This window comes from Blautia faecis (genome assembly GCF_027662325.1).
GTDB classification, from domain to species: Bacteria; Bacillota; Clostridia; order Lachnospirales; family Lachnospiraceae; genus Blautia_A; species Blautia_A faecis.
This window is the reverse complement of the sequence record NZ_JAQDKY010000002.1, coordinates 1-23,216: the sequence shown is the minus strand read 5'-3', so window position 1 is coordinate 23,216 and position 23,216 is coordinate 1. Positions and strand designations below refer to the sequence as shown.

The 23,216-nt window shown below is 43.2% G+C and carries 14 protein-coding genes and 4 pseudogenes; 1 reads left to right on the top strand and 17 read right to left on the bottom strand.

What is annotated here, in order from left to right; all coding sequences use genetic code 11:
• Positions 1 to 20: 20 nt before the first annotated feature.
• The 9 genes and pseudogenes from PGQ38_RS01340 to PGQ38_RS01300 form a co-directional block, all read right to left on the bottom strand.
• Complete coding sequence (locus PGQ38_RS01340) at positions 21 to 2,276, bottom strand: beta-glucosidase (RefSeq protein ID WP_117854334.1); 2,256 nt, start codon at positions 2,274 to 2,276, stop codon at positions 21 to 23.
• 23 nt (positions 2,277 to 2,299) lie between these two features.
• Positions 2,300 to 3,676, bottom strand: coding sequence for an MFS transporter (locus PGQ38_RS01335; RefSeq protein ID WP_117854333.1), 1,377 nt, complete (start codon positions 3,674 to 3,676; stop codon positions 2,300 to 2,302).
• Positions 3,677 to 3,779: 103 nt separating this feature from the next.
• Positions 3,780 to 4,592, bottom strand: a complete 813-nt coding sequence (locus tag PGQ38_RS01330; protein WP_270430602.1) for an SGNH/GDSL hydrolase family protein — start codon at positions 4,590 to 4,592, stop codon at positions 3,780 to 3,782.
• A gap of 109 nt (positions 4,593 to 4,701) precedes the next feature.
• The gene (locus PGQ38_RS01325) at positions 4,702 to 7,332 is read right to left on the bottom strand and encodes a family 78 glycoside hydrolase catalytic domain (RefSeq protein ID WP_270430600.1); all 2,631 of its coding nucleotides are present in this window, start codon (positions 7,330 to 7,332) and stop codon (positions 4,702 to 4,704) included.
• Between the two features lie 18 nt (positions 7,333 to 7,350).
• Positions 7,351 to 8,585: pseudogene (locus tag PGQ38_RS01320) on the bottom strand (MFS transporter).
• Between the two features lie 116 nt (positions 8,586 to 8,701).
• Complete coding sequence (locus tag PGQ38_RS01315) at positions 8,702 to 11,497, bottom strand: alpha-L-rhamnosidase (protein WP_117854329.1); 2,796 nt, start codon at positions 11,495 to 11,497, stop codon at positions 8,702 to 8,704.
• A gap of 24 nt (positions 11,498 to 11,521) precedes the next feature.
• On the bottom strand, positions 11,522 to 12,874 hold the full coding sequence (locus PGQ38_RS01310; protein WP_117993828.1) for an MFS transporter: 1,353 nt from the start codon (positions 12,872 to 12,874) through the stop codon (positions 11,522 to 11,524).
• A gap of 9 nt (positions 12,875 to 12,883) precedes the next feature.
• Complete coding sequence (locus PGQ38_RS01305) at positions 12,884 to 15,148, bottom strand: glycoside hydrolase family 3 C-terminal domain-containing protein (RefSeq protein WP_117854327.1); 2,265 nt, start codon at positions 15,146 to 15,148, stop codon at positions 12,884 to 12,886.
• 34 nt (positions 15,149 to 15,182) lie between these two features.
• The gene (locus PGQ38_RS01300) at positions 15,183 to 16,274 is read right to left on the bottom strand and encodes an alpha/beta hydrolase (RefSeq protein ID WP_117854326.1); all 1,092 of its coding nucleotides are present in this window, start codon (positions 16,272 to 16,274) and stop codon (positions 15,183 to 15,185) included.
• A 214-nt stretch (positions 16,275 to 16,488) separates the two neighbouring features.
• On the opposite strand from PGQ38_RS01300, the gene PGQ38_RS01295 reads away from it, so the two are divergent.
• Positions 16,489 to 17,526, top strand: a complete 1,038-nt coding sequence (locus PGQ38_RS01295; RefSeq protein WP_178105360.1) for an AraC family transcriptional regulator — start codon at positions 16,489 to 16,491, stop codon at positions 17,524 to 17,526.
• A 286-nt stretch (positions 17,527 to 17,812) separates the two neighbouring features.
• Here PGQ38_RS01295 and PGQ38_RS19650 read toward each other — a convergent pair.
• The 8 genes and pseudogenes from PGQ38_RS19650 to PGQ38_RS01255 form a co-directional block, all read right to left on the bottom strand.
• A pseudogene (locus tag PGQ38_RS19650) lies at positions 17,813 to 17,995 on the bottom strand (RNase III inhibitor); the annotation flags it as partial.
• A 56-nt stretch (positions 17,996 to 18,051) separates the two neighbouring features.
• Positions 18,052 to 18,360, bottom strand: coding sequence for a nucleoside triphosphate pyrophosphohydrolase (locus tag PGQ38_RS01285; RefSeq protein ID WP_117854323.1), 309 nt, complete (start codon positions 18,358 to 18,360; stop codon positions 18,052 to 18,054).
• A gap of 101 nt (positions 18,361 to 18,461) precedes the next feature.
• Complete coding sequence (locus tag PGQ38_RS01280) at positions 18,462 to 18,587, bottom strand: hypothetical protein (protein ID WP_262579799.1); 126 nt, start codon at positions 18,585 to 18,587, stop codon at positions 18,462 to 18,464.
• 288 nt (positions 18,588 to 18,875) lie between these two features.
• Positions 18,876 to 18,992, bottom strand: a complete 117-nt coding sequence (locus PGQ38_RS01275; protein WP_117854322.1) for a helix-turn-helix transcriptional regulator — start codon at positions 18,990 to 18,992, stop codon at positions 18,876 to 18,878.
• 124 nt (positions 18,993 to 19,116) lie between these two features.
• A complete protein-coding gene (locus PGQ38_RS01270) occupies positions 19,117 to 20,493 on the bottom strand; it encodes a sensor histidine kinase (protein ID WP_117854321.1) in 1,377 nt (458 codons plus the stop codon).
• Entirely contained in the window at positions 20,481 to 21,143 is a 663-nt protein-coding gene (locus PGQ38_RS01265; RefSeq protein ID WP_117854320.1) for a response regulator transcription factor, read from the bottom strand. The genes PGQ38_RS01270 and PGQ38_RS01265 overlap by 13 nt, the downstream gene beginning before the upstream one ends.
• A 14-nt stretch (positions 21,144 to 21,157) precedes the next feature.
• A pseudogene (locus PGQ38_RS01260) lies at positions 21,158 to 21,304 on the bottom strand (lantibiotic immunity ABC transporter MutG family permease subunit); the annotation flags it as partial.
• Positions 21,305 to 22,568: 1,264 nt separating this feature from the next.
• A pseudogene (locus PGQ38_RS01255) lies at positions 22,569 to 23,216 on the bottom strand (hypothetical protein); the annotation flags it as partial.

The window sequence follows — 23,216 nt, the reverse complement described above, 5'->3', positions numbered from 1 at the left end:
AACATCCTTCCTCAATTATCCTATTGTGCAAGTAAGCAATTCAACTGACCGATCAGCTGTTCCACCTGTTCTCCCGGCATCTGTCCCAGCAGAGATTTCATCGGCATTTCCCGGATAACTTGCTCTCCCAGCTTCTTGTATTCGTCACTCATACCTTCTGCTGATGCGGCTGCTGCTGCCAATGGAGCCAGCAGTTCCGTAATAACGGGAGCGGTTTTCGTATGATCCAATAATTCTCCGAACGTTGTTGTGAAATCTACGCGAAGGGGCAGTTCTTTCTGTGTTTCAAATACAATATCAGCATGTAATCGGATGTCATCAGAAGCATGGCCGATCAGGATCCGGTATGTTCCGGATGGCGCATACCAGTCCCCGAGACGTTCTTCATAATAGGAAAGATCCCTCGCCAAAATTTCCATCGACACCGTTTTTTCCTCTCCCGGCAGGAGATGAACTTTGGCAAATCCTTTCAATTCCTTGACCGGTCTCTCCGATATGCCGCACAGGTCAGCCACGTACAGCTGTACGACTTCTTTTCCTTCTGTCTTTCCTGTATTTTTCACCTTGAAGGAGACCGTCAGGATATCCTCATCCGTCATTTGAGCCGATGACAAATTCAAGTCCTCATAAGCAAATTCCGTGTAAGACAGCCCATGTCCGAATGCATACCGCACCGGAACCTTCTTTGTATCATAATAGCGGTACCCGACAAAGATATCCTCACCATATAACACCCGCTTTCCATTTCCTGGGAAATGAAGGTAGCTCGGATTATCTTCCAGCCGGTACGGGAATGTCTCCGCCAGCCTGCCGGACGGATTCGCTTCTCCGTATAACAGCCAGTCACAGGCTTCGCCAACGCCCTGACCTCCGAGATACATTTCAAGGATCGCGCTTACTTTATCAGCCCAGGGCAGTTCTACCGGGCTTCCATTGTGGAGTACAACTACAACATTAGGCTGTACTTTCAACACTTCTTCGATCAGACGGTCCTGGCATTGGGGCAGCTTCATAGATGTTCTGTCATACCCTTCCGACTCAAATATCTCAGGCAGACCGGCAAAGATCACCGCGACGTCTGCTTCTGCAGCAGTCCGAAGCGCTTTTTCTAGCTCTTGTTCCGTCATCGCGTCATTTTCCATAGAAAATCCTTTTGCATAAGTCACGCTACGCCCTTTTTCTCCGGCAGCATCTAATGCCGAAACGACCCTGAACGGATTGATATGGCTGGAGCCGCCGCCCTGATACCGCGGCTTTTCGGCAAATTCCCCTATATAGGCAACCTTTCTGTCTGTATTCAACGGAAGTATACCGTTATTTTCTAGCAGGACCGCACATTCCGTCTCAATATCCGCTGCTTTTTTATGATCTGTTTCCTTATCAGATATAATTTCCGGACAATGCTGCTCTTCACCGGCAAATACAACATTCAATACCCGCTCCACCGCTTCATCCAGCACAGCTTCGTCCAGTCTTCCCTCCTGTACTGCTTTCACAATCTGTCTGTCATTGTATCCTCCGGAATAAGGCATCTCCAGATCCAGTCCGGCCTGCAGTCCTTTCACACGGTTATTTACAGCGCCCCAGTCACTGACGACGCAGCCTTTGTATCCCCATTCTTTTCTCAGGATATCTGTCAGAAGATATCTGTTTTCCGAAGCATATTCTCCATTTATTTTGTTGTAGCTACACATGACGGTTCTTGGAGCTGATTCTTTCACCGCTTCCTCAAACGCAGGCAGGTAGATTTCCCTGAGCGCACGTTCTGACACCTCGGAAGATATCGTCATACGGAGTGTTTCCTGGTTATTCAGTGCGAAGTGCTTAATGCTTGTCCCCACGCCCTGACTCTGTACTCCGCGGATATATGCCGATGCCATCCTACCTGCCAGATATGGATCCTCCGACAGATACTCAAAGTTCCGCCCGCATAACGGGCTCCTTTTAATATTCACCGCCGGGCCAAGCAGCATGCTTACATTCTCGGCCTGACACTCCGCTCCCAGCGTCTCTCCCATCCGTTCCATCAGGTCAACATCGAAGCTGGAGGCTGTTGCACAGGCTGCTGGGAAACAAACGGCCTTCACACTTTCATTCAATCCCAGATGATCCGTTTCCCCTTCCTGCTTTCTCAGTCCGTGAGGGCCGTCCACCATCATAACTGACGGAATGTTCAGTCGTTTGATTTCTTTCGTATGCCAGTTATCAGCGCCCGAGCAGAGACTTGCCTTCTCTTCCAGCGTCATTTTTGAAATCAGTTCCTTTATTCTGTCCATCGCAAAAGTCCTCCATTCTTTTCTTAATACTGATTGATCATCTGTGACTCTGCCTCTTCACGGCTAATCTCACCATTGTTGCATTTTGCCATCAGCTGGACATCATGGTCATTAAGCTTGTAAAGGCGAAGCATAAGCAGAGTGCAAATCCCCCCGATAATGCTGCCAAGACAGCTGAATGTCCATAATTTATCGGCAAATCCTGCCGCCTGAACAACGCCTTCTCCTTCCCGGAAGCCGATTAAAGTTAACGCAAACACACTGACTGCTGTTGCGACCGCTCCATTTAATTTTGTAAAAAATGTCTGCGCTGCAAACGTTACACCACGCATTTTTAATCCTGTCTTGTACTGTCCATACTCGTAGCAGTCCGGCGTAAACTGATACTGCAGTATAACTGCTATTCCCAGCGGAATTCCTCCTAAGGCATTTAAAGTCACATACACCGTCATATTCTCATACCCAGCAATGAATCTTACAATTCCCAGAAGTAAAGCGAAAACATATGAAATATAGAAGACTTTAAATTTGTCATATTTCTTGCATAATTCTACTGCCATAACCGCACCGATTAAGGTCGGAATAATCACCGTCATCGAAACATATGAGGCAGCTTCTTCACCGCCAAGGCAGTACCGGGCAACATATAAGCCCCAATTTGCACCAACATTAAGCAGGCTGCTGATGAGCGGAGCCGCAAAGAAAATCAATAAATATTTGTTCTTTCGCAGACATTCTGCCATATCGCGCAGCGTATAACTATCTTCTGCCCCTTCGTCCAGTGCTCTTTCTTTTTCAATTACTCTCTCCTTTGCGAACAGACAGATTGGAATCATCATAACAACTGACAAAAGAGATAACACAATTACTGTTGTCGCCCAGCCGCCTAACCGCTGCCGTACCAACGGCAGGACAATTCCTGTAACAATACCTGCAAAAATAACAAACATCCTTCCTATACTGTTTAGTGAAATACGTTCCTTCTGGTCCGTTGTCATCGTGGTGACAATACCAAAAATCGGCACATCACAAAGGGTATAGGCTGTATCCCATAACATATAAGCAAGTGTTGCCCATATGATTTTAGCCATCATGGGAATCCCGGTAGGTATTGTAAAAAGAAGAATGGTCGCCACCGGAATCGCTATGACAGATATTTGAAGCCACGGCAGGAATTTCCCTTTCTTAAAATTTACCTTATCCATGATCATACCGAAGATCGGATCGTTGATGGCATCCCACACTTTCGTGATCAGCGCCACGATCGCAACCAATGCTGCCGTTATGCCGATATCTGTAAAATATGTAGTCATATATCCTATCAGTCCATAGAATACATTCTGTCCCATAAAATACAAACCATAACTGATTTTTTCTCTTTTTGTAACTGCATTTTCCATTTCGTTATCCGTCCTTTCATTGTTTGATTCAATTATAAATAATCCCAAAGGGCAAATCACCAACGATATATAAGCGGTTTACCGACGAAACTTAATATAATAATCATCTTTCTAAAAATAAATATAAATATTCTTCCATCTTAGGCGTCCACCATTCCAGATATCCTGCCTGCGTCGGATGAACCGGATCTGCCATATAAACTTCATATTCTTTTTCAGAAACGTCATTCATCTCCTCGTCATTCCAAAGGTCGATCACGCCTATTCCATATTTATCCTGAAGCTCAAATAATACATCTACCATCTGCTGATACTGTTTACTGTCATATTTTGTTCCAGTATAAAAGATCACGGGACAATTCCATGTCTGCTTTGCATATACAATGATATATTCCATTGCTCCTGTTATCGTCTGTGTATCAAAATCTTCCAAATTTTCTGAACGGCTGAGTTCTCCTATCGGCATTTCCTTCGACGCGTCATTCGTGGAAAGCTGGCAGACAAATGCATCGAATTTCTCATCTGTACCGATATTATTTTTCATCCTCTGGATATAAGACGTCTTTCCGTTATCCACTAAAGTAGTACCACTTACGGCCTCTTTTACATACTCACAGCCATTTCTATAAGAGATATAATCTACAAAGGAAACATCCATTGAGTACAGCCCTAAAGTTACAGACGATCCAAGATAGCAAATACGCTTTCCTTCAAGCGGACTGTTTTCTAAGGGTTCTACATTTTCCAGACTATATTTTTCTGCGTTTCCTGGCATTTTTTTCAGTTTGTTCTTCCAAACAAAATCAAACGGTCCACCACCGCCTGCCGCCCCTACTAAATATGCCAGACCTATACCCACAGCCAGAATCAAAATTAAAACGACACTTAAGGTAATCTTCAATATTTTCTTTTTCATAATCCTAAACTCCTCGTATTATTTTCAACTTTCGTATTAAGAAAAACTGACCATCTGCTTTTGCCGGTCAGTTCTCACAAATACTGTCATTTTATTTCCTTTGATACTTTTATTCAAACTGATATATTCCGCTCCCCACCTCATACAATCTGCCATCCGGCAGTTTTACAGTGGCAGTTGTGTTACAGGGAATCTCCACTTTCAATTTAAATTTCCCCTCTTCCATACTCCACTCTGCCCCTACTTTACCGTACTCACTCATATAGGTACGTTTTGCACTTGTAAACGCATTATTCGGCTCCGGCGCAATCACAATCTTCTTAAATCCGGAAGCAGCCATATCAATGCCGCTTATCTTCCGGAACATCCAGTCGTCCACGCATCCAAAGGCATAATGGTTCAGGCTTGTCATAACCGGAGACCCGTCCTCCTTGTAAGAAATGTAATTTTCCCAGATTGTTGTCGCTCCCTGCTTCACCTCATAAAGCCATGACGGGCACTTTGTCTGGAGCAGGATTTTATATGCCTTGTCCATCCTGCCGATCTTACAGAGTGCATCCAGCAGATACGGTGTCGTCAGGAATCCTGTATCCAGACAATCCCCGTTTTCTTCTATCTTGCGGATCAAATGTCCGGCGATACTTTTTTTCTTCCTTTCAGGAGCAAGATCAAATGCGATTGCCAGCACATAACTGCCCATAAAATCAAGAGGCATCTTCCCATCATCATCGATCAGTCCTTTTTGAATGGCAGATTTCATTCTGGACGCAATGTCATCATAGTATAATTCGTCTGATGTATGCCCGAGGAGTGCTGCTGTATCTGCCATGATCCGACAGGAATTCCATCCAAAGATTGGCGCGCAGTATACAGAAGTATTGATAGGTTTTGCAGCGCTTTGGTCTGCTCCGTCTACTGTCTGGCTCGGTATGAGCCACTCCCCGTACTGATGTCCTGTATTCCACAGATACTGGTCAATTTCTTTTGGATGTTTCATCTTGCCTCTACGCTTCTTTGCAGTGTTGATGATATAGTCGCACCACTTTTTCATTGTGTCATACTGCTCTCTCAGTATCCTGATATTTCCTGTAAGCTGATACATGCTCCACGGTACGATACAAGCGGCATCTCCCCATCCCGCTTCTCCCACCGGTTCAAAATTGCGGTATACGATCCGATTCAGTTTCTCCAGTAATTCATAGATTCCGGTAAGGGGGATCACATTGGGAATCGCTCCGTTTTTCTGCTGGCTGCAGGTCATATTACGCAGCCATCTTGTCAGAAACGGGGTTACATTTTCGTTGAGCATGGCTGTTCTTGCATAAATCTGGATATCTCCGGTCCATCCGCCTTTTTCTCTCTGCGGACAGTCCGTGGGGATTGAGAACAGATTCGACCGCTGAGACCATCTTGTATTTTCGTAAAGCCGGTTTATATCTTCGTTGGACGTCTCAAAAGTTCCCAGATCCTCATTGTCAGAAGACAGGACAATCGCTGTGAAATCCTCCGGACTCACCGGCTGATTGCATGTCATTCTCACATAGCGGAAACCGTGATATGTAAAATGCGGTATATATTCTGTAAATTTCCCGTTTGAAATATAAATATCGCTTTGTTTGTGTCCTGTTTTCTCTGACATGAAAATATTATTGAAATAGTTTCCATATTGATCCAGAGTTTCAAAATGATCTAATACCATTTTTGTTCCGGCAGGCAGTTTCGCTTTTACGCGCAGAACCCCCGCCAGATTCTGCCCGAAGTCAATGATTGTCTCGTCTTTCGGGCTGACTGTCATTCCGACTGCCGGTACTTCCTTTACCGGGCGCACCGGTTCCCCGTACTGAGCTACCAGGTTCGCGTAAGATTTTCCGCATGGGATACCTGCTTTCCAGCTGCTGTCATCGAATCCGCAGCAGTTCCAGTTTTCCTGTTCCATCCGTGCGTCATAGAGTTCGCCTGCAAACAAATCGGAAGACCGGACCGGACTTTCCGAAACCTTCACAGCATCATCGGACAGAACAATTTCACTCGTTCCGTCTTCATAATCAATCTTTATCTGAAATAACACAGAATGTTCGGCTTTAAACTTCCTGCTTCTCGGTTTAAAGTTCGCACTGTCATACCAGCCGTCCCCCACTAACATTCCTATGACATTTCTTCCCTCTCTCAAGAATGGAGTCACATCATAAGTCTGGTAACACAGATATTTAGAATAGACGGTAAATTCCGGAGCAAACTCTCTGTCGTCCGGACGTATTCCGTTCACGCTGAGCTGATATGCTCCGTGGCATGTGGCATAGACGCGTGCCCGTTTTATACCGTCTCGTGCGTCAAATTCTTTGCGGAAATATTCTGCCGGATTCTGCCCGCCGGTTCCAGGTTTTACCTTTTTCATCGGGAACGGAGATTTCACCCACTCGGCCGTCCATTCTTTCTTCATAAATCCCGTCTCAAAGGATGAGGATGCCGCCGCCTTTTCTCCGTTATTAACCGTCACTTTCACTGTCCAGCTATAGTCACTGAGACTTTTCAATGGTTTCCCGTTGTACTCTACAAAAGTGCTTTTATCACTTTCTATCACCCCGGAATCCCACACTACTTCTCCCAGACTTGTCACTGTAATATGATAGGATGTCTGCATCACATTCTTTTTGTCACTGATGATCACCCATGAAAAATAAGGTACTTCGTCCACGCATGGTCTGTATTGACTGTTTACCTTAAGTCTTGTAAGCTCCATAGCAACCTCCCTGCCGGATTAGTTATTCCTGTTGATTTTAGCGTCCATCTCTATTACTGCTTTCTGATCCAGCGTATACTGTGTGCCAAAGATAAGCGACCCTAATATTCCAAATATCAGCGGCAGGATCAATGCGCACAGGATAATGCCTGTATTGATACTCTCAGGTTGGACAGATGCGCCGGTAACAAATCCATATGCTGCGATCACATACCCTGGAATTGCTCCTCCCAGCCCCTGCGCGACCTTACTGACAAAGGATGTGAGTGAAGCGATGGCTGCTTCCGCCCGTTTACCCGTTTTATACTGTACATAAGTGGTATTGTCCGCCTGTATGCTGGTACTGACCGGAACCATCCATCCTCCTGCCACACCTCCGATAAGAGCGCTGATATATATTAAAATCATAGACGTCACATCCAGCAGTCGAAGCAGGTTAAGCGCTGTCGATATTATGACCGCGGTCAGGTAAACTTTCTTTTTCCCAAACCGATTGGCAAGATATGGTCCCATCACAATTCCAACCAGTGATGCAATTAAGCCAATAATAGAAACTCCCGACATCAGTTTCATATCCCCTAAAACATATGTATAAAAATATGCTCCTGCTCCGCCAGCTATTGAACTTCCTGTCCCTACTATTAAAGTAGCTGCAAACGCTGCCCATATAGGCTTATATCTCAGAAATTGAAGCATCTCTTTTAAACTGTACTTTTCCTCATTATTTTCCCCGAACTCCACACGTTCTTTAACACTGAGTGCACCTGAGATGGAAAGAACGAGCGTCAGAGCCATAGATCCGAAGATTAATACATAATAACTTTCCAGTTTTCCATCTGCTACTATAACAGGTCCTAATACTCCAATCACCGCTCCTCCAATCATCGATCCTAATGCGTTGAAAAGAGACAGGCTGTTTCTTTATCATCTGTAGTCATAACCGGAAGAAGACTGTTTTTGGAGATGTCCATGATATCAAAGGTCCATCCCAACAGCAAATAGGTAACATAAACGATCACATATTTTCCTACAGGACTCCAGACAGCGCCAAACCACAGCAGAATATAGTTTATGACACAGATAATGGTTCCCAGAATCAGCATAGGGCGAAATTTTCCCATTTTTGTTACGGGAAATCTATCCAGAATAAAGCCCATGACAGGATCGCTGATTCCATCCATTACCTTAGAGATTAAAAACAAGGTCGCAAGCGCCTTGGGATCCAGTCCCACCACAGTTGTGTAATAGATCATAAAATATACGGATAAAAGTGTCATAAGCGGTATGTTTCCTGCACATACCATCAACATCCCTATTTTTTCAGATAATTTTACTTTCTGATTTTCTTTCTTCATCTCTCTGCTCCTTATTAGAAGTTTGCCAGTGCAATATCCAGCATCTGTGCTTCCTCTGGTTTGATTTCTCCTGCGAATGTTTTCGCGACATCTCTAAGCGAAAGTCCATATGCAATATCCGGAATCATATCCACTTCCATCATTTGAGAAAGAAACGCGCGAATATCCGGATGGTTCAGCAGTTCTTCCATTGTCGAATCTATGCTGTATTTCCTCTTTAAAGGCTGTGACGCCTCATAAGTGACTTCATATTCTCCGGCTTTCACACGGCAAATTCCGTTTTCTACATCTTCAAACAGTGGGTTTTCTTTATCTTCATATACAGATTCCGGCGCAAGTGGAAGAACCACTTCTGCCCTTCCGCCAAACGGAACTGTAACAGTGACAGTGATTTTATTATCCCCTGATATCTCCCAACCGCACTGATAGCATCCGCATGCTGAATCATAAACCGCTTTTACATATCCCAGTCCGCGATTCACTTTCGGGCTGATCCGCATCACCCGGCCTCCCGGACTCTGTTCCGTCACATCAATCCCGGCCGCATGGCGGAAGATCCATTCCAGTACGGCGCCATATGAATAATGATTCAGGCTGTTCATTCCCGTGCTGGAGACATGGCCGTTCTCATCCAGTGAATTCCAACGCTCCCACACGGTCGTTGCCCCCAGCTTCACTTCATAAAGCCAACCCGGATATTCTTCGTTCAAAAGCAGCCGGTACGCCGCATCCGTCATCCCGTGGTCTGTCAGCACGTTGCACAGAAGCGGCGTACCCACAAACCCGGTATTCAGTTTATTTTTGTTGTCCCGGAGGAGTTTTTTCATCATCTGCTTTGTCAGTTCTTCATTTTCAGACAGATGATACTTCAGCGCAAGGATAAGCCCTGTCTGCGTCTTCACCGCACATCTTCCTGTGGAAGTAAAATATTCTTCTTTCACTGCCCGCCACTGACGGTCTGCGATTTCCTGATATTCCTGTCTCGTTTCTTCCAGTCCAAGCACGTCCGCCGCCTTTGCGACTGTCTGGGCGCTTGCCGCATAGTAGATATCCGCGATATATGCTTCATCGGTCGCCCCGTACACACTGTTCGCGGCAGCGCCTGTACGGTCGAGAGCCAGCCAGTCTCCATAATGGAAGATCTGTCTCCATCCGTGATGATCTCCGTCAATCCTGCGAATATAATCAACCCATGCCTTCATGCTCTCAATCTGGCTTTCCAGGATTGTTTTGTCCCCGCTGAACAGATATACGTTCCACGGAATGATACACGCAGCGTCTCCCCATGCGCAGGAACATTTTGTCGGTCCGAATGTGGGGACAATCTCCGGAACCATTCCGTCCGCCAGAAGCTGTTCCTGATACATGTCATATAAATATTTCCGGTAAAACGCGTAGGTATCAGCCAGATAGCTTGCAGTCGCAGAAAATACCTGTGCATCCCCTGTCCAGCCCATTCTCTCATCTCTTTGCGGGCAGTCTGTAGGCACATCCAGGAAGTTTCCTTTCATCCCCCATTCGATATTGGAGATCAATTTGTTCACAAGATCATTCCCTGTCTCGATTGCCCCGATGCTCTCATAATCGCTGTAAAGAACAAGCGCCGTGAAATCCTCACATGAAAGATCCCTAATCCCGGTCACTTTCACATATCGATAGCCATAGTATGTAAAATGAGGCGTAATCACCTTTTCTGTACCATCAGAAACATAAATGTACTCCGAAAGTGCAGTTCTTAAATTCTCGTTATAGAAACATCCGTCCTGAAGCACCTCTCCCGTCTGAATCCTGATAGTTGTCCCCGCCGGCTCATGTACACGCAGTCGGAAGATCCCTGCGATCTCCTGCCCCAGATCAAATACATCTTCTCCAGCAGGCGTATGGATCAGTTCTGCCGGCTTCATCTCCTCCTGTACCTTAACCGGAAGAGATAACCGTTCCATAAGCCGGCCTTTCGGAACCTTTGCGATCCGCGCAGGAGACTCCTCTACCGGCGGCAGCGTATCATCTCTTCTCTCACCGTCATAGATATTGGAAAACCACAAATTGCTTCTTGTAACTGACCAGGTTTCATCAGAACTGATCACATCTTTCGTTCCGTCTTTGTACTCTATGTGAATCTCCGCAATCAGCTTCCACTCGTCACCGTAATATGCTTCCCGCTCCGGATCATTGAAACCGAACCTGCCTTTATACCAGCCGTTTCCGAGAAGAACAGACAGCACACCGCCTTGTTCTGCCTGTTTCGTGATGTCATACGTCTGATACTGGATCCACTGGTCATAATTATTGCAGTACGGAGTCAGATACTCATCACCGATTTTCTCAGGATTTTCTTTGCTTTCCCCCAGAAAATATGCCTCATACAATCCCAGACCGCAAATGTACAACCTTGCTCTTTTCACTTTTTTTTTCGGTTCAATCCTTTTTGAAAAAATCGGATGACGTTCCTGACTGCTGTCACAAGTAATCCATCTTCCAGTCCATGGTTCATCCATTTTGGCAGTCTCAAAAAACTGTACATCTGATTCGATTACTTCCTCTACATCTGTTGCAACAATGACCTTCCAGTAATATCTTGTATACGGCTGTATTTCAAATTCTACTCTTGTAGAGAGGCTGTCCAACTCTGTTTCACCTGTATCGTAACAGATATCTGTAAAGGTTTTATTCTTGCTGATTACAATCCTTGCATGTTTCTGGTTCTGTCCCCTGCATCCTTTCACTTTCCATGAAAATGCAATAGTATCCATATTAAACCCTATCGGATTTGTGATATGATTTGTTTTTGCCGCATAAATCTTTCCCATGCTGATACTCCTTCTCTATCATTCTTATTCACTTATTCCCGCTTTTGACCGTTTCTCCCTCAACAGATATGTCTGCTCATTCAATTTTTCCTTGGTAATAGGATAACCTTTTGAGAAGATCACAATGGCCACCACATTTACGATTGCCGGCAATATTAGCACACAGAGGACGATCACATTAATCACATCGTCATTCTGTACTGCCGCCTTACTGTCAAATCCTGCTAACTGCAGCAGATACCCCGGAATCGCACCACCGATTCCCATTGCACACTTGGAGACAAAGCTGGAAAGAGATGCGACAGCACCTTCTGCCCTAATTCCCATAGACACTTCGATATAATCTGTATTATCTGCCTGTATTCCATAATTAAGAGGTGCTGCAAAGCCGGCTCCTATTCCTGCAATCAATACAGAGACAATAAGAAGGGGAATGCTCCTCACATCCAACAGACGGATGATTGGTGCAAGTCCTGCAAGTGCAAGTCCAATCGCATACATTTTCTTCTTTCCAAACCTTCCAATCAGATTACCAATGACCATTGTAGCCGGAAAAACAGCAACACATGTAATAAGCGTAATAATAGACGCCAACGTCAGGTCTTCAAAAATATATGTATAAAAGTATGTATTTGCTGCATTCACGATATTGCTTCCAATCGAATATAACAGTACAGCAAGGAATGTAATGTACACCGGCTTCTGACTGAGAATCTTGAATAATTCTTTTACAGAATAGCTGTTCTCCATCTGTGGTTTTACACGTTCTTTTACTCCCATGGTTCCTATAATAGAGAAGAAAAAAATCACTGCTGTCATGATCAGAACAAGATTAATATATCCCTGTTTGTTAGAAGTATCTCCAAGAATAAGTGGAGCTGCCACACCGATTACAAGCGCCCCGATCACATATGCAAGCCCTTTGATTGTACTTAAGCTGTTCCTTTCTTTCATATCTTCTGTCATAACCGGCAGAAGACTGTTCAGCGAAATATCCATGACTGGGAACAACACACCAAGCAGAATATACGATACATATGCGATTGCCAGTTTCCCCGATGTTGATAACATAGGTCCAAACCAAAGCAGAAGGAAATTGACGCTACACAGAATTGTTCCCAGAATCAATGTCGGTCGGAAATGTCCCATTTTTCTGGTCGGAAGATGGTCGATTATAAATCCAACTAACGGATCGTTAATGGCATCTAGAAAGCGTGCGATCAGGAACAGTGTCGCACATGCAGCAGGACTCAAGCCGCATATATTGGTATAAAAAATTAGTAAATATCCGTTGATCAGTGTCATAATCGGAATGTTTCCAAAGTTTGCCATTGCAAATGACAGCTTTTCTCTCATTTTTATCTTATCTTGATTCATATTTTATTCTCACTTTCCCTCTTCTGCACACAGAGAATTCAACTCTACAATCATCTGTTCAATCGCTTCACCTGGAATCACACTCAGAAATGACTTCAGCGGCATCTGGGCTATAATTTCCGGAGTCACAAGTTCTACTTCTCCTTCTTCTTTCTTTGATTCTTCTCCCTGTGATATCCCCTCAAGATACTCCATCATTTTTCCTGCTGTCTTCGGGTGGCTCATTAACTCTCCCATTGTCGTGGTCATATCTACAGTAAACGGCAGCGATACATCTGTAGTAAATGAAAGTTTGGCAGTTTCTCTTATATCATCACTGGCATGTCCGATCTGGATCTCATATGTACCTGACGGAGTATACCAGTCGTGAATCTTTGTCTCGTAGTAAGCAAAATCTCTCGCACAAAGCTCCATTGTAACCGTCTTCTTCTCACCCGGATTCAGAAATACTTTCGCAAACCCTTTCAGTTCCTTCACTGCTCTTGGCACGGTGCTGTCTTTGTCGCTGACATAGAGCTGAACTACTTCACTTCCTGCCATCTTTCCTGTATTCTCCACATCAATGCTTACCCTCAGAACATCTCCATCCTTCATTTCTACAGAAGAGAGTTTCATATTGCTGTAGCTGAATTCCGTATATGACAGACCATGTCCGAATGCCCAGCGCACCGGTACTTTCTTCGCATCATAGTAGCGGTATCCGACAAAGATATCTTCTCCATAGAGAACAGTCCTGCCGTCTCCGGGGAAATTCAGGTAACTCGGATTGTCTTCCAAACGATATGGGAAAGTCTCCGCCAGACGTCCCCCCGGGTTCGCCTCCCCGAATAACAGCCGGTCGCTGGCCTCCCCGATGCCTTCTCCTCCCAGATACATCTCCAGAATGGCATTTACAGACTCAGCCCACGGAGTTTCTACGGGACTTCCGTTATGTAGGACCACCACCACATTCTTCTGTATCTCAGCCACAACCTCTATAAGACGATTCTGACACTTTGGCAGTTCCATGGATGTTCTGTCATATCCTTCCGATTCAAAGCTGTCCGGCAGTCCGGCAAAGATTACAACTGCATCTGCTCCCGCAGCCGCTTCACACGCCTGTTTCAGTTCTTCTTCTGTCATTTCGTCACGCTCTGACGAGAAGCCCTTCACATACTCCACTGCCCTGCCTTTTCTCACCGCAGTTTCCAGAGCTGACACTACGCTGTCCGTATTGATGTGGCTCGATCCCCCGCCCTGGTAGCGCGGTTTCTTTGCAAATTCCCCGATATAGACTATTTTCTGTTCTTTTCTCAGCGGCAGCGCCCCCTTATTTTCCAGAAGTACGGCACACTCTGTTTCGATATCTGCCGCTGCCTTGTGATCCTTTTCCCTATCAAATACAGTCTCTGCTTTCCGGTTATCTGCGTAGGAGAAGACTACTTTCAGTATGCGCTCTACCGTTCTGTCAAGAATCTCCTCCTCCAGCTCTCCATTCTCCACTGCCCGGATAATCTTTCTTGTATTATATCCCTCTGATCCCGGCATCTCCAGATCAAGACCGGCTTTCAGCCCTTTCACCCGGTCATTTACAGCTCCCCAGTCACTGACCACATATCCTTCAAATCCCCACTCATCTCGCAGGATATCTGTCAGAAGCTTCTTATTCTCTGAAGAAAATACTCCGTTGATCTTATTGTAGCTGCACATCACAGTCTTTGGCTGCGCTTTCTTCACCGCCTCCTCAAAAGCCGGCAGATAAATTTCCCGGAAAGCCCGTTCCGATACTTCCGACGATATCTGCATACGGTCTGTTTCCTGATTATTCACGGCGAAATGTTTCATACTGGTTCCGATGCCTTTCGACTGTACGCCCCGGATATATGCTGACGCCATCTTACCTGTCAGATAAGGATCTTCGGACATATATTCAAAATTCCTTCCGCAGAGAGGACTTCGTTTGATATTAACCGCAGGACCGAGGAGCATGCTCACGTTCTCAGCCTGACACTCATCACCAAGGATCTGTCCCATACGTTCCATCAGTTCCACGTCAAAACTGGATGCCGTGGCGCAGGCTGCCGGGAAGCATACTGCATTCACACTTTTATTCAGGCCGAGATGATCCGCCGCTCCTTCCTGTTTGCGCAGACCATGCGGGCCGTCTGTCATCATAGCGGACGGAATCCCTAATCTTTCGATTCCCATTGTGTTCCAGAAATCCGCGCCCGAACAAAGTCCTGCTTTTTCCTCCAGCGTCATCTCTCTGATTAATTCTTTCAAGTTTCTACTCATTATGAAATCCTCCTTAAATAAATCTTACCCTCTGTTATCTGTGGGCTTCCCAGAAGGATACCGCTTCCTGAAGCCAGTTTTTCACTTTTGTTTCATATCCAATGCCAAATCCATGTCCCAGACCGTCAATGATTTTAACTGACACATTTTCTTTGCCCAGTACCTTCTCTAATTCCGGCAGTTTATCTTCCACATTTGCAAAACCGAACTCATCACCCCGCCCTACGATAGAAAATACCGCCAGTCCTTTGTCCTCCGGCAAAGCTTTGATATTCCAGTCCAGACCATACATAGGGAAGATCACCTTCGGTCTTGGCAGATGATTCTTGTGGCAGCAGTCCTCATAATTTGCAAATGAATACGCCGTGGTCATAAGTCCTCCTGCTGAAAAACCAAAGATGGCATAATCATCCATGTTTACATAAAACTGTTTTTGATGCTCCGTCAGATATCGGATCACTTGTGTCAGTTCCCTCGCGGCAGCCTGTCCCTGCTTCACCTGTTCTGTCTCACCCAGCTGCCTGCCGACCGGATAACTTATGACGAAAACAGAATATCCCATTTTATGCAGCTTCATCGCCGCAGGATACCCCTCGCAATCAGTTACATTACTGATAAATCCGCCTCCCGGAACTACAATGGCAAGTGGTTTTCCCTGTTGTCCCTGATAAAACATTCCCGTCAGATGTGACCTGTACGGATGACTATTCACTGCTTCCGCAGGATACAGATCCGGCACCAGCCTTGCCTGACCTTTCTCAACAAGTCCGGTTAGATAATGGAAAGATTCCAAGGCTGCATCCAATTGTTCCTCACGACCCTGCGCCTTTAAAAAATCCTTATACTTTACAGGCGCAATAGCTTTCAGCACGTTGTCCTCCACATTGAAAAACATATGTTTAAAACCGCCGAATACCGGATGCTGCATGAAAAATCCAACTTTGTCCTCCCCCGTTCCTGGACGGAAATGTCCGTTTTCATCGTAATAGCTGCTTTCCTTTATTTTTGGAAATCCGCAGATGCCAAGAAGTGCCGGCAAAAACATGGCACTTTTTTTGTAGACATATAATGTCGCACCGATTACAAATAATAAAACAATCACCACTACTGCAAAAAATATCTTCATCCTAACCTATGCCTCCTTTTCTTACTGATATCTTACTTTATACAGACTAAAATTACATCAACGAAACATAAGTGATTTACCGACCAAACTTAATAAATATCCGAGATTACTCTGTACACCTTTGCCCCCAATATGGTATATTTTAGACAGGTTAAATAAACTGCTGATGACCATAATCACAGTTCATTCATATCTCGAAAAGGAGAGAATATATATGATGACATTATCTACATTGAATCAATTTCTGAAGCAGCACACTCCCGAAGAAACCCATCGTCTGAACGGTGTAAAGAAAGATTATTCACAATTTCCTGTTGCCAGCGGTAAGTTTGATACACCCTGTTACCGTTTTGATACGAACCTTGAAGATCTGCGTTCTTTATTTCTTTCAAAGAAAGTTCTTCCGAGTTATTACAACTTCGCTGTTGTAAAACAGGATCGTTTTGAAAACGTACCTCTGCATATCCATGAGTGGCTGGAGTTGAGTTATATTTATTCTGGTTCCTGCACAATGACGATAAATAAGACTACATTCAGGCTAAAAGCCGGGCAGATGGTTCTGATCAGCCAGAATGCCCCTCATTCTGTCAAAAGATGTTCAGAAAATGATATTATCATCAATTTTCTGCTGACGCGCGAATATCTGAACGGTACTTTTTTTGAACGCCTGTCTCAGGATAATTACCTTACACACTTTTTCATTGAGGCTCTGAACACCACGATGCAGGAAAGCAGGTATATTGTCTTTTCCCCGGAACAAAAACAAAACCGGCTGGCAGATCTTGCCAACCAGTTTCTCTGTGAATTTTATTCTCCGTCCGTAACATCCGGACCTTTTTTAGACAGTCTTTTTACGCTGATTACCTGCGAGATGATTAATCTGTTCCAGCACGATATGGTTCTGGATCACGCCTCTGTGGATCAGATTTATACCATACTCCGATATATCGAAACAAACTTTGCGGACTGTACCCTTTCTTCTACAGCTGAGTTTTTTAATATGCACCCAAACTATCTCTCTTCCTACATACGCCAGCATACCGGAACCACTTACAAAGAGCTGGTCCAGACACAGCGGCTTTCTCAGGCGACAAAACTGTTAAGGAGCACCGCACTTTCCACAAATGATATCAGCCTTGCCGTCGGATATCAGAATACCAGCTTTTTCTTTCAGCTATTCCGCAAGAAATACGGATGTACGCCTATGGAATATCGAAACATGCTTCATGCTTCTGATACGCCAAATATGTGATATGTGGCATAATTGGCACCTCCGATGGTTCAATTGTACCATAATAGGAATATGTATTAAAATAGTTTGTTATCTAAAGTGGATTATACTAGTATACCATAAACATACTATTTTTAGAAAGAAATGTCCTATTTCATCCGTAAATAGATTGCAACTTTTTAAATCAGTTAAATTTGACCCTATTAAACCAATCATAAGCCCTATTTTATAGCAGTTTGGAGTCTTGATTGGTTAAATAATCGGTTTAAGCAGAGTAAATCAAACCAATCTTAAACCGATTAATCTTTTAATATATCTTATCAACCTCATCTTCATACACTGATTCAGTATGAGTATCAAATAGCACCCATTCCACCAGGTCAAAACAATCCGGATTATCCTGCAAGAACCGGTTTACTGTATGTACCGCAATCTTTGCTGCCAACTCAACAGGAAAACTATATATTCCCGTTGATATTGAAGGAAATGCATATCTGTATGAATGTCCTTAAAGCCTGCAACCTGCTCATGCATAATCATTCCCCATTATTCAACATATTCCAAAAATACTTTATCCTTAAATCCACCACGTTCATCAGCTTTCTTTGCTCTCATCGTCTCAAGCTCATCCAAGCTATAACCTCTTGCCACGCATATCGCCTGAAGAACTTCAAGTACACCAGCCATTTCTTCAAGGTTCTTATCAGCCTGATACTCTGCCACCTCTTCGTTAAGCTTCGTCTCCAATGCTACTATATATTTCTCGCCTGAGAGAATATGAGTTACACAAGTCTTTCCGTCTTTTTCTATTATTTCCGGTATTTTATCTCTAACTAATTTGTTATGTACCTTCATCTAGCTCACCTCGTAAATCCAGTTTCCAAAACCACAATTTTGTGCGGATTGGTATACTGGCATAATGATGGATTTCAATTGGCCTGTAAATTCATTATATTCTAGGCCTTCCCGATATACACGATTAATTCCTCATACAGTTCATCACTCTCTGCCTTAACTTTCATAAGACAATAGAGTACCACTGTACTAATAATGATTACGAACCAAATTAACACTTTGCCCATTCGACCACTCCTCTCAAATAAAAAGAGGAGCAAACCAGCTGATGGAATATTCCATCTCAAGTGCTAATTTAGTCCTCACTAAATGTTTTGATATAAAATTGTACCTAATCTAAGCACACAGATTCACTCTCAGACTGATTGCGGACATCTGTGATACTGACTTGGATTTTCGGTTTTGATATAACAGCGCTGCCTTAATCTACCGCTAAATTGGTATAAAAATAAGGACTAAATTAGGCATAACCCCTTGATTTTACTGGCTTTCATCTAACTTGGTCCTATTATAACTCAAACACCATTTTCCCAGTTAGAAATAGTCTGCCTGGAAACATTGAGGTCTTCAGCAACCTGTTCCTGTGTAAGTTTCTTTATAGTACGAGCATTTTTAATTTTATCAGCTATCATATTTCTGTATACCTCTTTTTTCCATGAAATTACAGCAAACGTAGTAGTAACGTCTATCAAAAGGCTTTTACATATTAGATAAAAGCATATAAAATTTCTTTTACATAGCTTAATTGTGGTCTATTTAGCCTGTTTTTTGACTACTCAGGAAAAATATTTCTACCCTCGCCCCACCTGTATTTTCAGAATTTGAAAGTTTAATACCTCCACCATATTTTTCAGCCACAGTTTTTGCAAAAAATAGCCCCATCCCATAATGAGCTTCGCCATTTCTGCTTGTGTCATCCATAAAAAACTGCTCTGTGCCATGCAATAATGCTTCTTTTGTAAATCCTGATCCGCTATCCTCCACAATGAATGTCAGCCGTTCATCCTGCTCCTTTGCGTCAATATAAATGATTCCATTTTCTTTTGTATGCTCCACTGCATTCTGAATCATATTCATTACGGCTCGAAACATTGGATCATAAGCAATCGTTACCTTTTTATCACTTTGTCCCGCCTTCCAATCTATTATCTGGTGATAGATTTCTGCCAGTCCGAGTGCCTGTTCCTTTATATCTGCGAAAAAATCTTCTAACCTCACCGTTGTATAGGTAACATCACTGCAATTCCATGATTTTGTGACATCTATCAACTGTTTTACATAACTTTGTATCTGTGTTGTGCCGTTCAAAACATAAGTGATATTATTCTTCTGTTCTGTGGTCAGTTCAGTCTCTGAAAGTAGTTCTGCATTTCCCCGTACAATCGTAAGAGGTGTTTTAATATCATGCGCCAAAGCAGACATCTGCTGTTTCTTTTCTTGCTCTGTTTTCCACTGCTTTTCTAAAGATTCTCGCAATGCATCTCGCATATCATCGATTGCCGATAAACAGTCATCAAACTCTTTGATACCGGAACAGGATGTCTCATATTCCAGATTTTGATCCTTTATTTGTCCGATTGCGTCTAATACAGGCTGCATCTGCTTTTTGATTCTTTTTCCAAAACGTATGGACGGAATGATGATAATCGCTACCGCTCCAATCACAGACATAAAACTCATCACATTCTGTGGTCCTATAAAATGCTCCCTCAAAAAAGCTGAATGATATTGAGGTGTCAGGCGATATTGCAATACAACATATTCATTTTCCCTTACAATTACTTTATAAAAATATTTCCCGGATGCGTTTCCGTACTTTGCAACATTCCATGCTATCTGTTCGTATTGTTCTGACAGATCTCCACCTATTTTCTCTCCATTCTCTGAAAAGATTACATAATCACAAAGTGCGGGAATCATCTCAGCAGTCACTTTATCTGCACGTAGAATCGTATCATATGCTTCATTAATCTTTTGCTCTGCATAATTTGCCGGATAAATACAGCCCACACTAATCAAAAGGTACAGCAGCAGATAAGCAACAATCACCAAACCAACTAATGATCCAAGCATGACCAGTACATATCTCATAAAAATCCTGCTGAGTGCATTGCTTCTCTTTATTCTTCCCATTTATATCCAATCCCCCAGACTGTTTTTATCGGTATATAATCATAATCCGCAAATTTTGCTCTTATATTTTTGATATGCGTGATAATAGTACTGTCATTACTCTCATTGTCAAAACCAAAGACCGCTTCCAATATCTGTTCCTTCGAAAAAACCTGTCCTCTGTTTTTAGCCAGAAATTCACAGATTTCGTACTCTGCTTTCGTAAACGGAAGTTCTTTATCATCCATCAACAGTTTCTTTTGAGACATCTGAATGCAGACTCTCCCTAAAACCATCCGGACAGAATGTTCCCTGTGCTCTCTTCTAAGATGTGCATTGATCCTTGCCCGAAGTTCCATCACTCCAAATGGCTTTGAAATATAATCATCTGCTCCTAAAGAAAGTCCGTTTACCAGACTGTTTTCCTCCGTTTTTGCCGTAAGAAACAAAATCGGACAATCCACAAGTATCCTGATTCTTTTGCATAATTCGAAGCCATCAATTCCAGGCATCATAATGTCCAGTAAAATCAGGTCATAACGATGTAATTCTTCCATATTAAGTTTCAGTGGATTACTTACTTTAGTAACCAGATGTCCATCCTTATTCAAAATGCTTTCTATCATTTCCAGAATTGCCGGTTCATCATCAACTGCCAGTATTTTTGCCATAGTTTCCCTCGATTCTATTCCGATATTCTGTTTCCTTCCCAGTGGTTTACCCACCAAAAATAGTATACCATACTAATCCCTGTAAATATTAAGCAACCTGGTATGAATGACAACCATTCACCTACACTAGTTTCTCCCAATACAGATTGCAGATAAGTATGTCCAAGCGAATCTGCTTCCTTATAAAAAACAGAAGTGCTGTTTCCTATGATTTCCTTTGCAAGCTCATTCAGCCCGGCTTTTATCAATTGCTCCAGATAAGGATATTGCTTTAACCGATGAAAATAGGCTACCGGCTCTACTGATTCACTTTTTCTGACCAGTTCATAGAATCCGCTTCTTTTAAGCTGGTTATTTTTTATTCCATGGAGTGACTTTTTGTAGATATGTCCCGGATAGCGGGGTTCATATCCCCAATTTCCCCAGCAATAAGGGTTATATGTATTCAATGACCCATGGATCCATCTGTTCTCTTCTGTCCCATGATAATAGCCCCAGTAAAATTCTTTTTCGTTAAGGTCTTTATCAAATACATATCGTCGCTGCTCTCTCCAGTTATAAACTGGTTTTGTATAAGCAACCATGTCATATTTCACATCTGCCCTGAATTCACGAATAACAAAATTATCACCACACGTCTGCAAAAGATATGCAGTTTCTTCTTTTGACTTTACCATGCGCTGTCTTCCAACTGCCTTATATTGGATCTTATGCCTGCAGTTAGGACATTTTCCCATCCTGTTGTGTTTTACGCCATTTACCACCACATTCTTTTCGCACCATGTACAGTAGCCTGTGATATTTTTCTTCCGGGAGTATTCATAAAAAATGTAATTCTGTGTAATTCCCACTTTTTTCAGCCATTTCTCCCAGTCCTTCGGAGTTTCCCTGACATATTTCATAATCTGATCCCAGGCGGTTGTTCGTTTTAAATGTTTCTGTATCTTTTGCCTTTCCCGTACCTGTTCTTCAAAATGAAAAAGGCCATAACATACATTATCTTTTTTATATTCCTCACCCAGGGTTTTCCATATTTGACTGCGGCTGTTCAGATCACACCAGGCATGATCTCCCTTTACACCTTTGGGCAGTTCAATTTTATCCAGCATTTTATTAGTCCATTTCTTCAGCCGGTAATCATACCCTATGAAGCAATCTTTTTCCTTATCAATGAACAGGGTATATAAAGGTCTTTTTCCGCCAGCATTCAAAATATCTGTAACAAAAAAAACAATTTTTAAGATATTTTCGTCCATTTCTGCCTGAATGAACAAACCAATTGGATATTTCATTCTCTCATAATCCATATTTCCGATAACTGGAATATCACTTTCTGCCGCCAGAAGCATCTCTTCCGATGGTTCCAATACCTTCATTTTTTTTAGCTTTCGTTTTTCCATCTAATTTGTCCTTTCCGAAGTTATTTTATAAATTCAGGGTTAGCTGCTCAGCCTCATCCTTATGCGCATTTGCCGTAACCCACTCCTGTTGCAAAGCTTCAATCTGTTCGACAGAAAGTCTCTTCTTCATAAATCTTTGTTCTGTATCATTCAGAGACTCCCAGCCCTTTTTCACAATCTTTCTTTTTGTCTGCTCCAGGCGTTTCTCTTTTCGTTTCTGTTTCCACTTCTTCTTCGCTTTCGCAAAGTCAGCTTCATAGCCAATGTATATTCCGGCTTTCTCATCCTCAGTATCCTGTGCCTTATCTTGCGTCAATCGCGTAGCAACTCTAACATTCAGAATTTCCACCTTCAAATCCGGATCGTACAAGGCCCGCATAGAATAGCCATTCCACCATTCCTTATCAAAAATATCCTCCTGTTTTCTTTTTACAATTTCCTCACAGATATCGACCGGAACCTTGCTTTGCAAAAATTTCTTTCCCCTTGTGATCGTCACTACAGGCTCCCCGGCAAAAAAGGTATCATCTTTTCGGATTGTAGATACCTTTAGATCGTAGTATATATTCCCTGTCTTTTTGGAAAGAGGTCTGCCCCGCAGCATACAATACTCTCCTGGTCCGCACATGCACCTCATCGGATTATATTGCAGGCTCCATTCCTGCTTCTCGTA

What these genes read in the sequence shown, in the direction of transcription:
- PGQ38_RS01265 (WP_117854320.1), bottom strand. Translation starts at nt 21,143, where the DNA reads ATGGCAAAAATACTGGCAGTTGATGATGAACCGGCAATTCTGGAAATG.
- PGQ38_RS01280 (WP_262579799.1), bottom strand. Translation starts at nt 18,587, where the DNA reads ATGGGCAAAGTGTTAATTTGGTTCGTAATCATTATTAGTACAGTGGTA.
- PGQ38_RS01330 (WP_270430602.1), bottom strand. Translation starts at nt 4,592, where the DNA reads ATGAAAAAGAAAATATTGAAGATTACCTTAAGTGTCGTTTTAATTTTG.
- PGQ38_RS01305 (WP_117854327.1), bottom strand. Translation starts at nt 15,148, where the DNA reads ATGAGTAGAAACTTGAAAGAATTAATCAGAGAGATGACGCTGGAGGAA.
- PGQ38_RS01300 (WP_117854326.1), bottom strand. Translation starts at nt 16,274, where the DNA reads ATGAAGATATTTTTTGCAGTAGTGGTGATTGTTTTATTATTTGTAATC.
- PGQ38_RS01315 (WP_117854329.1), bottom strand. Translation starts at nt 11,497, where the DNA reads ATGGGAAAGATTTATGCGGCAAAAACAAATCATATCACAAATCCGATA.
- PGQ38_RS01335 (WP_117854333.1), bottom strand. Translation starts at nt 3,676, where the DNA reads ATGGAAAATGCAGTTACAAAAAGAGAAAAAATCAGTTATGGTTTGTAT.
- PGQ38_RS01325 (WP_270430600.1), bottom strand. Translation starts at nt 7,332, where the DNA reads ATGGAGCTTACAAGACTTAAGGTAAACAGTCAATACAGACCATGCGTG.
- PGQ38_RS01285 (WP_117854323.1), bottom strand. Translation starts at nt 18,360, where the DNA reads ATGAAGGTACATAACAAATTAGTTAGAGATAAAATACCGGAAATAATA.
- PGQ38_RS01275 (WP_117854322.1), bottom strand. Translation starts at nt 18,992, where the DNA reads ATGATAGCTGATAAAATTAAAAATGCTCGTACTATAAAGAAACTTACA.
- PGQ38_RS01310 (WP_117993828.1), bottom strand. Translation starts at nt 12,874, where the DNA reads ATGAATCAAGATAAGATAAAAATGAGAGAAAAGCTGTCATTTGCAATG.
- PGQ38_RS01340 (WP_117854334.1), bottom strand. Translation starts at nt 2,276, where the DNA reads ATGGACAGAATAAAGGAACTGATTTCAAAAATGACGCTGGAAGAGAAG.
- PGQ38_RS01270 (WP_117854321.1), bottom strand. Translation starts at nt 20,493, where the DNA reads ATGGGAAGAATAAAGAGAAGCAATGCACTCAGCAGGATTTTTATGAGA.
- PGQ38_RS01295 (WP_178105360.1), top strand. Translation starts at nt 16,489, where the DNA reads ATGATGACATTATCTACATTGAATCAATTTCTGAAGCAGCACACTCCC.